Origin of the sequence: Limosilactobacillus mucosae (assembly GCF_046939755.1) — a bacterium.
Classification (GTDB): domain Bacteria; phylum Bacillota; class Bacilli; order Lactobacillales; family Lactobacillaceae; genus Limosilactobacillus; species Limosilactobacillus mucosae_A.
Genome location: NZ_JBKZAY010000041.1, coordinates 1 through 11,336, shown reverse-complemented (window position 1 = coordinate 11,336; position 11,336 = coordinate 1). Strand labels below are relative to the sequence as shown.

Genomic DNA, 11,336 nt, shown 5'->3' with positions numbered 1-11,336 from the left:
GTTTATTTTACTTAGTTCCTGGGCGCTGCTTTTTTTCAACTTTCTTGCCCATCGTCATATCATCATTGTAGCCCCATACCCAGGTTACGATAAATGCTACGATAATCGATGCCGCACTGGCAATCAGGAAGGTGTAGAAACTACTAAGATTTGTTGGATTGTTAGGATTAAAGAAACTCGAAAAACCAATCAGGCCACCGGTAAATCCATACATCGTGCCATGCATCAAGCCGGTAATCAAGCCACCGACACCAGAACCGATACATCCAGAAGCAAACACCTTCTTGTAGCGCAGGTTAACCCCATAGATAGCAGGTTCGGTAACACCGCAAAATGCACTGATAGCTGCTGCAATCCCTAATTCCTTCATGTCGGCCTTCTTAGACTTGATAGCAACTGCCAGTACTGCTGCCCCTTGTGAGATCATGGTTGAGCAGATAATAGCATTCAAGGCACTTTGACCAGTCCCTGCGATTTGTTGAGCGACCAGCGGTACAACACCCCAGTGCAAGCCAAAGATAACCAGCAGTTGGTAAAAAGCACCGATAACCAAACCACCGACCCAGCCAGAGGAAAGCACCAGCCAGTTTACGAAGACGGCAATTCCATTGGCAATTCCTTGAATAACCGGCCCTGTAATAACAATCGTAATCGTTGAGACAATCAGAATCGTAAACATTGGTACAAAGATCATCTGTAGATAGCTTGGCAGAACCTTCTTAAACCACTTCTCACATTTAGCAGCCATCCAAGCCGCTAAAATCATTGGAAAGATTGAGTAGCTGTAGTTTAAAAACTGGAAATGCCATGATCCTAGAGTAAACATCGTCTTTAAATGCGTTCCCCAGGTAATCAGCTGCGGATAGGTGATGAATCCACCAATTACCGCCGCAATAATCGGATCACTCTTCAAACGTTTGGCAGCACTGAATCCAACAATAATCGGCAAGAAGAAGAAAGCCGAATCTGCCATGGCGCTAACCGTAATATAGATCGTACTCTTAGTATTGAGCAGTGCGCCTAATTGCGGCAATGTCAGCAGCGCCAACAACCCTTTGATGATACCAGAAGCCGCGATCACACCGATCACGGGACTCATAGACCCAGTAATAAATCCAATCAGATTACCAAACGCACGACTGATTGGATTTTTGCCATCATCGGCATTAGATGTAGCAGCTGGTTGATCTTCATTTTCCAATTCAGGCAACTGTTTCATTACGGCGTCATAAACATTGGTAACTTCATTGCCAATAACTACTTGATACTGACCGCCAGCATGCATAATATCCAAGATACCGCGTTGATTTTTCAAAATCTCATCGTTGGCCTTGCTCTCATCTTTTAGATAAAAACGCAACCTGGTGATGCAGTGAATCAGGCCATTGATATTTTCCTTACCACCAACATTTTTAATGATAAATGATGCCAGTTCATCGTAGGTCAGCTTCCTATCCGCCGTCTCTGCCGTTGCCTGCTGCTTTAGATAACTGGTTGCTACAACATCCCCTGCTTTAGCATCACCTTCCGTTAAATCAAAGCCGCTCAACATAGCTGGGGAATTGGTAATCATCGTCATAACCGTGGTTTCCAGGCCCTTTTGCTTAATCAGCTCAAGATCCATTGCCGCGATTTCTTGTCCGGCAGCTACCTCTTGATCAGGCTTGACCTTGACTTCAAATCCCTCACCGTTTAATTGAACGGTATCGATTCCCATGTGAACCAGAACCTCCAGCCCACTAGCAGTAACAATCCCGATGGCGTGCCCAGTTTGGGCAATCATCGATACCTTACCGGCTACCGGAGCTACGATATGACCATTGCTTGGAATTACCCCAAAGCCTTCTCCCATCGTTCCCTGGCTAAAGATTGGATCACTGGTTTTGCTTAATGCGATTACTTGTCCATCAACCGGAGTAAGAATCGTTTCTTTTTCATTATTCATGTTAATCACCATGTTTCACTTCTTGTAAGCACTTTCATATTCTTCGGTTATTATATTAAACTTGTATAGACAACTTGTCAATATAAAAATAAAATCGTTTTCTTTATTGATGATACGGTTTTTAAATATTTTTACACATGTACATACAAATGGGTTATAATGGAGACAGATTTATGAAAGGAACGATCTACATGCCACAAACCAAAGCTGACCTGATTGCCCAAGATATTGCCTCTAAAATCAAATATCAGCAGTTCAAAGGCGGTGACCGGCTACCCAGTGAAAATCAATTGTCAGAACTTTATGGTGCCTCGCGTGAAACCGTCCGTAAAGCACTGCAGCAGCTGACCGAGTTGGGACTGATTCAAAAAATCAAAGGCAAGGGATCCATCGTCTTAGATTTAAGTAAATATTCGTTTCCAGTTTCATCGATTACCAGTTTTGCTGAGCTCAATCAAACCCTGGGAATGAATGCCAAGACCAAGGTATTGACCTGCCAGCAGCTGGATGATCTACCGCCACTTTTTAAAAAGAAGTTCCCGGATCAAGATCATCAGCCCGGTTTTTATGTTGAGCGTCTACGCTTGATCAATAACGAGCCTGAAGTTTTGGATTGTGATTATCTTTTTAACCCACCAGTTACTGAACTACCTAAAAAAGCGGTCGAAAACTCAATCTATGATTTTTTGGAAAATAGTCTGCACCTTGAGATTTCTTATGCTACCAAGACGATCACAGTTGAAAAGGCATCAACGGAACTGCAATCAAAGCTGCATTTGAATAATGATGTAGTTTTGATTGCCAGTCATAATTTTTTGGCCGACACCACGCCCTTTCAGCTAACCCTTTCCTTTCATGATCCAAAAAAGTTCAAGTTCGTTGACTTTGCCAGAAGACAGAAAATCAAATTTTAAGGAGAAAAAAATGAACAACCTTGGTCAAAAAGTTATCTATCAAATTTATCCCAAGTCCTTTTACGACTCCAATAATGACGGTATCGGCGATCTTCCCGGCATTATTCAAAAGCTGGACTACATAAAAAAACTGAATGTCGATATGATCTGGTTCAATCCCTTCTTTGTCTCGCCGCAACATGACAACGGTTATGACATTGCCAATTATTATGAAATCGACTCCCGCTTTGGAACAATGGCTGATTTTGAAGAGCTGGTTGCCAAGCTCAAAGAAATCAACGTTGGCGTTATGTTAGACATGGTTTTCAACCACTGCTCAACCGACCATGAATGGTTCCAAAAAGCACTAGCCGGTGATGAAAAATACCGTAAGTTTTTCTACTTGCGCAAGGCCAAGCCAGATGGCAGTCTACCTAATAATTGGCAAAGCAAGTTTGGCGGATCAGCCTGGGCTAAATTTGGCGATACAGACTACTATTACCTGCACCTCTATGATCCAACTCAAGCAGATCTAGACTGGCATAATCCTGAGGTTAGAAAAGAAATCTACCGTGTCATTAACTTTTGGCGACAAAAGGGCGTTCATGGCTTCCGTTTTGATGTTATCAATGTAACCGGCAAAGACGAGCGTTTAATTGACTCTACTGGCGACATCGCTCAAGAAAAGAGTCTATATACCGATACACCGATCGTTCATCAATATCTAAAAGAAATGAATCAAGCCAGCTTTGGTCAAGATCCAAACAGCATTACGGTTGGCGAGATGTCTTCAACAACAATTGCCAATTCTATCAAGTATTCCAATCCTAACGAACACGAGCTGTCAATGGTCTTTAACTTCCATCATCTGAAAGTCGATTATCAAAATGGTGAAAAATGGACCAAAGCACCGTTTGACTTTATGAAACTTAAGCAGCTGTTTACCCAATGGCAAGAAGAGATGGATCAAGGAGCTGGCTGGAATGCCCTTTTCTGGAACAATCATGATCAGCCATGGGCACTTTCTCGATTTGGCGATACCGGTATCTACCGCGAAAAATCGGCTGAGATGCTGGCAACGGCAATTCATCTAATGCGTGGAACGCCATATATCTATATGGGAGAAGAGCTTGGCATGATCGATCCGGACTACTCTTCTATCGACAGCTACATCGACGTTGAATGCAAGAACGCTTTTAAAGAGCTCCAGCAAAAAGGAATTTCTGAAAAACAGGCCTTTGATATCGTTAAATCCAAATCCCGTGACAACTCCCGCGTTCCGATGCATTGGGACAGCAGCCAGTATGCCGGTTTTAGCAGCGTTACACCATGGTTGATGCCAACTGACCAGGATCAGATTAATGTAAAAGACGAACTGGCACATGGCGAGATCTTCAATTACTATCAGAATCTGATCAAACTGCGTCATAACGAGGAACTGATCTCTGATGGTCATATTAGGATGTTTTTAAAAGACGACCCGCAAGTTCTGGCCTACGAACGATTTCTGGATGATCAGCCATCCAAATTGTTAGTCTTTAACAATTTCTATGGTCAATCGCATACGGTTACTTTGCCAAAAGCCTTTCAAAAGCAAGCTACTCAAGTTGTTATCAGCAACTATGATCAGCAAGACATCAACTTACAAGAAACCTTAACGCTCCGTCCTTATGAGGCGCTGGCCATTAAAATCTAGACAATAAAAAAAGAGAATGAGAAAAAACTCCGAAAATCAGCTTGCGACCGATTTTCGGAGTTTGTCTTTTGTCTTCGAACCTCCGCAAGGATGGCTAGGTCGGCCAAATGCTGATTTATCAGCGTTTGAACTGCCAGCCAGCTACCGCGCAGAGGCATTATTATCCATAAAATAGTTAAGAGGTTGAGTTAATTCCCAGCCTCTTTGTTTTATTTAGGGGAATTGACCACGCGCTTGGGCCGCTTACCCTGAGCTGCCAACTGCAGATCTTCTTCAATCATGGCATAGCCGCGATAAAAGCTGGTCGTTGTGATTCCGCCAATATGCGGACTAAACAGCAATCGTTGCGCAATTTCAAATGGCAGATTCAGCAATGGATGGTCAGATTGGACTGGTTCATGGTCAAGCGTATCCAACCCAGCCATCGCCAGCTTTTCCGATTTTAAAGCTTCAATCAAGGCTGCATCATCAACCAGTTCGCCACGGGCCGTATTGACCAGGTAGCTGCCTGGCTGCATTTTGGCAAAAAAGCTTGATCTGCCATATGCATAGTAGCATCGGTAACTGGCAGATGCAGACTGACAATCCGACTCTGCGCCAATAAGTCATCCAATTCACGATACTGCACGCCATATTGCTGCTCTTGTTCTGGATCCAGTCGGTGACGCTTGTAGTAATAAATGTCTTTGACGCCATAAGCTTTCAACAGCCGAGCCGTTTTTTGAGCAATGTCGCCAAAACCAATCAGTCCCACGCTGCAGTCGGCCAGCTCATACAGATTGCCGTTTTGCATGTAGCCTTCTTTAGTTTCAATCTGATGTCCATTGCGTACGGCCGCATCGTTGACAACCACATTGCGCAGCATTCCCACCATCAGCAAAACCGCCTGCTCGGCAACCGCCATGGCATTCATTCCCTTAGCGTTGCAAACATAAACACCGTATTCATCAGCAGCCTTTAGATCGATTGCATTATAAGCCACGCCTTCTGAATGAATTACTTTTAGATTGGGCATCTGCTTGATCAACTCGCCAGGAACGCTGGAAATCGCATCAACGACGATAAAATCAGCATCGCCTGCTTGGTCTAGATACTCTTTGACTGGCAGTCCTGGTTTTAGATCGGTTAGTTCCAGCGAGCGCAAAAAGCCATCTGCAACTGCAAATCGCTGCAGATTACCGGTCTTGCCAATATGCAGTACTTTCATTGGATCACCCCATTCGTTTTTTCACTATACTACCAATACATGATTTTTATAATCTTAATCTACGTATAAGTACTGATTTTGAAGATCGACTATATTATCTGCCGTATCAAATTCGATAACCAATTCCTGCTTTATTTAGGTACTTTTTATCGCTATGCAGCATCAACCCAAAAACGCCAGCTAAACGGCTGACGGCTAAAACTCTAATCATCATTTTCTTTTTTATGAATTTCGTTTTTATCTAAGCGATTGGCAGTCATTGGATATTTGGCATCCAGCTTGGGACTGACTTTTTTGAGCACGATATATTTTTGAAAAGGCCCCATAATCATCCAGCCACCAACCCAGAGTACGCCCATAACCGATCGTGCAACGCCGCCTGGCACCAAGCCAAATAATGCGCCCCAGAGCAGCATCAAAATAATGTAGCAGGTGCCATAAAGCTGTTTGAAGTTCTTGTATTCATTATGCCGCATGCCTAATTGGTACTGCAGTTTCTGGTCAGCCGATGCAATTTTTTCTTCATAATCACTGCTTTTTTCCACATCATACAAGTCCTTGATGCCAACGCCTAATGCGCCAGCAACCAGATTCAACGTTTCAACACTGGCTTCCTCACCGGCTTCTAAGCGCTGAATCGTTCTTACCGAAACCTGAGCTTTTTCAGCCAACATTTCCTGGGAAAGGTTTTGAGACTGACGTAGCTTTTTGATTTGGTTTTCACGCATTTTGATCTCCCCTTTAATTTTTCTCAATCATACCAAATCCGATAATCTTTGACCACGACAGTTCCCCGCCAGCTTTCCACCAGTCAGCAAATGCCAGAATAGCAAGAATTTAAAACGCTCTCCAAATCGATTACGACAGTCAACCCAAATCCTAAGATGGTCGATCAGCTACCCGTCAAACTACTGTCGGGTCCAGACCACGATCACTTCGAGCGTTTGCTGGTGGATTTATTTGGCCTTACAGATTGGGTAAAAAGCACCTACCTTGCCTCGATTATTTAAAATCATAATTTTCTCCTTATGGTAAATCACTAATCAATTCTTCAATAGAACTAGCCAGATTCCCACCAATAATAGGGATGAGTGTAATCTAGATTGATACAGCGATCGCACCTACCATCCAAAATTATATATCGCCATCTTTTATCTCTAATGCCATCAATTTTAGGGTCTCTCAGGACTTGGTATCTTGGCTGCAGTTTATAGCCCAATGGAACAGCGCGCAGATGCTTGGGACGAGGATCATCGGTTCTCCATGAGAAATCAACAACTGCTACGCCCCAGTCTTCAAAATCTTTTTCCGGTGCCGGCGAGGTAGGGGCCCAGTAAAATTTATATTTGGTGCCAATTTTTTTGATCAGATAATATTGCCCATTCATTTTCATACCCTCAGTCTAAATCAAAGGCACACTTATCTTTGGTTCCTGTCATCTCTGCCCAACGTGCCGCCAGCAGTTTGGCATAGCGAATGTCGTAAAGTCCATAAGCCGCCAAAGAATATCCTTCATTGACCTCGACTAATAGTGTCCGACTGGCTTTGATAACACCAAAATCAAGTGAGCAGCCAGCTGGACAATTATGGTAGTCATGCAGGCATTGTTCAATTATATTTGGATCATAATGAAAGTGCCAGTCACCATAGTATTGGCGCACGCCTTCGATTCTGCCATAGCGTAATAGGCTCGCCATTCTGCTGTAAAATCAACCACCTCGCTGCAGATTACATCAGGATTTTCATAGCTGGATCCCAGGCCTACCAGATCTCTTGGCGAGCGGATGACTTTGCCGGTAATTTGCTTGCCCGTTACCGATTTGACAAAGACTGGCCACATTTCGGGATGGCTGTTGATGGTATCCATCTTGGAATGCCAGATTCTGCGACCGAGATATTGGCGAATTTCTTGTGGATAGTTAATTTCTTGATAATCAATCCCAAGACTGCTTAGACGATGCCGAACCGTTCCCAGTCCACCAACTACCACGTCTTCACGCTTCATTTTGTCTAAGACATCGCTTAGATTTTTAAACAAGACTACCTCAAAGCCCATTTTTTCAAAGCCGGTCATAGCAGCGTAGCCATTAATGCTATAGGGCATCCCGTTTTGATTGGTCTGGTCTGTACGAATACCTTCATTGCCGTTTCCCTTCTTTACTGATTTATCTACTCTTAATTATAAAACCGGCAACCGTCTTTAAAGCGCGTATCGGGGATGCAGAACTATAATATTTAAGGCAAGCAACGGCCAACCGCATTGTGCGATCGACCGCTCTATAACTCATCGCAACCTAGTTCAATAATCCTAAAATATCAAAACAGCGCTGCATCAAGCTCATTAGAAGCTTGATATAGCGCTGTTTCTGTTTTATGCGAAAGGATCATTTTCGGGATCATCGTTCCAGACGTACTCTGCTTGACGAGCATTCTCTTTAGCAGCATCCCGGCCATAATGATCAGCAACAAAGCCAAGCGCCATATCAATTCCAGCTGACACGCCTGATGACGTATAGAAACGACCATCATGTACCCAACGTGCCTTTCTAATCCAGACTGCATCGCCGACACCTTTTACCCAGTCAAAAGCATTCTTATTTGATGTAGCCTTTATTTCATACAAAATTCCGGCTGCTGCCAACAATGCCGAGCCAGTGCAAATCGACAAAACATAGTCTGCTGAATCACAAAGCGCTGCTAAACCATCTAAAAACTCTTTATCATTAACCAACGGCCGCGTCCCACGTCCACCCGGAATCACTAAGGCACTGTTTGCCGGAAGACTTGCCGCTTTTTGGGTCAGGATTCGTGTTCCTTGTGCACTGGTAATGACGCCGCCATTTAGTGAGATATAGTTAAGCGATGCGTTGGCAACCCGCCCAAAGATCTCTACCGGGCCAAATAAATCCAGTGTTTCGAACCTTTCAAATAATAAAAAATAGAAATTCATATCGTATTTCCTTCCTTTTATCCACCAAATTATCCCTGATACTGCGCCTTCAACAATTGGCAAATTTATCTGCTAGTTTAGAATCATAATTATCTCAGCGATTATCTTTTTAATTGCCAGGTCATCAACAGATCTTTTTCACCCGTATCCTCATCCATGCCAGTTGTCTGAATTTTAAAGCCTTCACGTTGGTAAAAGCGAATCGCACGAGTATTTTTTAATAAACGTTGAGGCTCAAATGAGAATGCCGTGTTTTGACAAAATCAAGCAACTGTTTACCAATACCTTGCGACTGCACTTCTTTGGCAACAAAGATTCCTTCAATTTGATCATCAACCAAGCTGATAAAACCCAGAATTTTTTGGCCATTTCGATATATAAACCGTAGCCTGCAAAAGCATTTTCTTTACCAGCTCAAGGTTTTCTTGCCAGTACTGAGCTGGAATAAACGAATGTGCCTAGCTGTTTGCTTCCAGCCAGATTGCTGCAACTTGATCGATATCAGCAGGTTGGAGTGATTTAATCATTGAATTACCTCATTAAACTTCTAATCGCCTTGCAAAAAGCCGTTCTCATACATTGTTTGAATCTCTTTAGCTTTCTTATTCAGTTTACCGATATAAAGTTTTAGATACGCAACCAGATGCTTTAGCTGGTCAATATCCAAATAGAGCGTTAAATGATCTTGGAGTTTAAAACTACGATAAAGTCGTAAGATCATTCCATCATATTCATCATCAAAAGAAAATTCCACCGTTGGATCATCCATCAATTCATAGGTATTTTTCTGGCTTGGATTCTGCAAGAATTTTTCCATGATCGACAATAAAATCTGCGGTTCATTAAAATACCAGAAAAATACCAGAGTGGGCTCAATTTAAAAAACAAAGATTCTTCTTCGTAAACTTCAATCGCTGAATCTATCCATTCGTCATCTATTCTTGGCCCAAGTTTAAGGTAAACGACATAGTCAGACGATGCTAATTTTAGATATGGCATTATCAAGCTCATCCCCGATTTAAAGTCTGTCATCGCTGGTTTAATTATTCCTGTAAGAAAATATTGCCAAGCTAGAATTGGTGGGCCAAGTCTAGCTTGAATGATACTAATTGCCGATTCATTAACAATATAGGATATTCATTTAACCTGATTCCCAAGCTGCATATCTACGGAATTCACTCATTTTAAGTAGACATCCATAGACATGTCCCGTTCCAAGTACCATGTGACGGTAACTGCTATCTCTAACACCATCTATCTCAGGATCCCTTAAAACCTGATATCTGGGCTTCAGCTGATATCCTAAAGGCGCGGCTCGCAGATGTTTGGGACGCGGATCTTCGGTTACCCAGGAAAAATCAATAACTGCTACGCCCCAATCTTCAAAATTTTTCTTGGGCCATGGAGAGCGTGGGGCCCAGTAAAATTTATACTTGGTGCCAATCTTTTTGATTAGATAATACTGTCCATTCATTTTCAATCATTTTCTTGAATTGATCCAAAGAGACATTTCTTCAAAGGAAAAATCAATCGACAGGTCATCGATGCCTTGCTTATCAAGTAGCTGATACTCATCCAAGGACTTGTAGGTTACTTGGAACAATAATTGGCCACGATAACGATCATCAATATCAAAATAAGAAGGAAAGCCCAAATCACTGTAACTAAAATGCTCTGGTAATTCTGGAATCAGTATAATTGATTGATCGACGGAATAAGTGTAACGCTTATTTATAATATTGGTCACATCAACTGCTTTAAAAGGTAAGACGATTTTATCAGCACTCATCCAAAAGTCACCAATTGCTGTTGATAGTAATTTCATCGGTTTATTCATCTACCTTGTCGATTAAGCCATATAGATCAATTTTCAGTAGTATTCATCGTAAATGTTTCAGCGTATCTGTTCCTCGACGAATTGGCTGAATTTCATTTTAATTATTTAATTGTTACTGCTTATGATATTTTGTTGAACTATTCTGGTTAGGGAAAAGTCGATCATGCAATCCAACCCGAACCCCTAATACAACTAGCTCATTACATTCAATATACCAAATTACTAATACATCATTAATATCACTGGGTTGCTCATTTTTAGGCGTATCATGAACATGAAATTCCCGATATCCTGATAAACGTCGCTTAAGTGGATGATCATTATATTCTGCTGGTAATTTCCCTGTTTCTAAAATTTCATCAATGGCTTCCCTGACTTCATCAATAATTGACGGATCTAGTCGACCAAGTCTTTTTAGGTCGGCATTAAAGGTTGCTCGAGGTCTAAAGCTTAACTTCGTCATTATTTAAACTGCTCCCAATAGTCATCTTTAGATTCAACAATAGGGTCGTCTTGCAAAACATGTCGCTGAATCAATTGATCGCGGGCAACAGCATAATCTAAAGAATCTTCTTTAGCCTGGAGCGCTTTTTCCATCCAAAATAATTTTTCTTGTGAGAGAACCGCAACTGAACGACTATTGGATCTAGCAATATAGACTACTTCGTCATCATCATTTACTTGATCTAAGTATTTCTTAATATGAGCTCTGAAATCGCTTTGTGTTAATGCTAAAGTCATAGTGATCAACCTCCTTGTACTAAATGTTGTCTTGTAATCAAATTTTATAGTATCTAGAAATATGATT

Annotated in this window: 12 protein-coding genes and 2 pseudogenes; 2 read left to right on the top strand and 12 right to left on the bottom strand. The window is 42.0% G+C overall.

What is annotated here, in order from left to right; genetic code table 11:
• Window positions 1-7: 7 nt before the first annotated feature.
• Window positions 8-1,945, bottom strand: a complete 1,938-nt coding sequence (locus ACLUWI_RS09630) for a glucose PTS transporter subunit IIA (protein WP_412147143.1) — start codon at window positions 1,943-1,945, stop codon at window positions 8-10.
• A 191-nt stretch (window positions 1,946-2,136) separates the two neighbouring features.
• Between ACLUWI_RS09630 and treR the strand changes: the two genes are divergently transcribed.
• A complete protein-coding gene (treR, locus tag ACLUWI_RS09625) occupies window positions 2,137-2,859 on the top strand; it encodes a trehalose operon repressor (protein WP_412147144.1) in 723 nt (240 codons plus the stop codon).
• Window positions 2,860-2,869: 10 nt separating this feature from the next.
• Window positions 2,870-4,534: an alpha,alpha-phosphotrehalase gene (gene treC / locus ACLUWI_RS09620; RefSeq protein WP_412147142.1), complete on the top strand. Its 1,665-nt coding sequence runs from the start codon at window positions 2,870-2,872 to the stop codon at window positions 4,532-4,534.
• A gap of 209 nt (window positions 4,535-4,743) precedes the next feature.
• On the opposite strand, the pseudogene ACLUWI_RS09615 reads toward treC, so the two are convergent.
• The 11 genes and pseudogenes from ACLUWI_RS09615 to ACLUWI_RS09565 form a co-directional block, all read right to left on the bottom strand.
• Window positions 4,744-5,741: pseudogene (locus ACLUWI_RS09615) on the bottom strand (NAD(P)-dependent oxidoreductase).
• 203 nt (window positions 5,742-5,944) lie between these two features.
• Entirely contained in the window at window positions 5,945-6,469 is a 525-nt protein-coding gene (locus ACLUWI_RS09610; protein ID WP_412147141.1) for a helix-turn-helix domain-containing protein, read from the bottom strand.
• A 332-nt stretch (window positions 6,470-6,801) separates the two neighbouring features.
• Window positions 6,802-7,128, bottom strand: coding sequence for a hypothetical protein (locus ACLUWI_RS09605; protein WP_412147140.1), 327 nt, complete (start codon window positions 7,126-7,128; stop codon window positions 6,802-6,804).
• 10 nt (window positions 7,129-7,138) lie between these two features.
• Window positions 7,139-7,746, bottom strand: a pseudogene (locus ACLUWI_RS09600) (ATP-grasp domain-containing protein).
• Window positions 7,747-8,112: 366 nt separating this feature from the next.
• Window positions 8,113-8,691 (bottom strand): DJ-1/PfpI family protein, encoded by a 579-nt coding sequence (locus tag ACLUWI_RS09595; RefSeq protein WP_412147139.1) that lies wholly within the window; start codon window positions 8,689-8,691, stop codon window positions 8,113-8,115.
• Window positions 8,692-8,908: 217 nt separating this feature from the next.
• Window positions 8,909-9,031 (bottom strand): GNAT family N-acetyltransferase, encoded by a 123-nt coding sequence (locus ACLUWI_RS09590; RefSeq protein WP_412147138.1) that lies wholly within the window; start codon window positions 9,029-9,031, stop codon window positions 8,909-8,911.
• A 207-nt stretch (window positions 9,032-9,238) separates the two neighbouring features.
• Entirely contained in the window at window positions 9,239-9,496 is a 258-nt protein-coding gene (locus tag ACLUWI_RS09585; RefSeq protein WP_412147137.1) for a hypothetical protein, read from the bottom strand.
• A 336-nt stretch (window positions 9,497-9,832) separates the two neighbouring features.
• Window positions 9,833-10,165, bottom strand: coding sequence for a hypothetical protein (locus ACLUWI_RS09580; protein WP_056968772.1), 333 nt, complete (start codon window positions 10,163-10,165; stop codon window positions 9,833-9,835).
• A 6-nt stretch (window positions 10,166-10,171) separates the two neighbouring features.
• A complete protein-coding gene (locus ACLUWI_RS09575) occupies window positions 10,172-10,516 on the bottom strand; it encodes a hypothetical protein (protein ID WP_412147136.1) in 345 nt (114 codons plus the stop codon).
• A gap of 124 nt (window positions 10,517-10,640) precedes the next feature.
• Complete coding sequence (locus ACLUWI_RS09570) at window positions 10,641-10,991, bottom strand: type II toxin-antitoxin system YafQ family toxin (RefSeq protein ID WP_412147135.1); 351 nt, start codon at window positions 10,989-10,991, stop codon at window positions 10,641-10,643.
• Window positions 10,991-11,269: a type II toxin-antitoxin system Phd/YefM family antitoxin gene (locus tag ACLUWI_RS09565; protein ID WP_412147134.1), complete on the bottom strand. Its 279-nt coding sequence runs from the start codon at window positions 11,267-11,269 to the stop codon at window positions 10,991-10,993. Before ACLUWI_RS09565 ends, ACLUWI_RS09570 begins: the two co-directional genes overlap by 1 nt.
• Window positions 11,270-11,336 lie beyond the last annotated feature (67 nt).

Bases quoted from the DNA above. Each gene is read 5' to 3' on its own strand.
- ACLUWI_RS09630 (WP_412147143.1), bottom strand. From the start codon at position 1,945: ATGAATAATGAAAAAGAAACGATTCTTACTCCGGTTGATGGACAAGTA.
- treR (WP_412147144.1), top strand. From the start codon at position 2,137: ATGCCACAAACCAAAGCTGACCTGATTGCCCAAGATATTGCCTCTAAA.
- treC (WP_412147142.1), top strand. From the start codon at position 2,870: ATGAACAACCTTGGTCAAAAAGTTATCTATCAAATTTATCCCAAGTCC.
- ACLUWI_RS09610 (WP_412147141.1), bottom strand. From the start codon at position 6,469: ATGCGTGAAAACCAAATCAAAAAGCTACGTCAGTCTCAAAACCTTTCC.
- ACLUWI_RS09605 (WP_412147140.1), bottom strand. From the start codon at position 7,128: ATGAATGGGCAATATTATCTGATCAAAAAAATTGGCACCAAATATAAA.
- ACLUWI_RS09595 (WP_412147139.1), bottom strand. From the start codon at position 8,691: ATGAATTTCTATTTTTTATTATTTGAAAGGTTCGAAACACTGGATTTA.
- ACLUWI_RS09580 (WP_056968772.1), bottom strand. From the start codon at position 10,165: ATGAATGGACAGTATTATCTAATCAAAAAGATTGGCACCAAGTATAAA.
- ACLUWI_RS09575 (WP_412147136.1), bottom strand. From the start codon at position 10,516: ATGAAATTACTATCAACAGCAATTGGTGACTTTTGGATGAGTGCTGAT.
- ACLUWI_RS09570 (WP_412147135.1), bottom strand. From the start codon at position 10,991: ATGACGAAGTTAAGCTTTAGACCTCGAGCAACCTTTAATGCCGACCTA.
- ACLUWI_RS09565 (WP_412147134.1), bottom strand. From the start codon at position 11,269: ATGACTTTAGCATTAACACAAAGCGATTTCAGAGCTCATATTAAGAAA.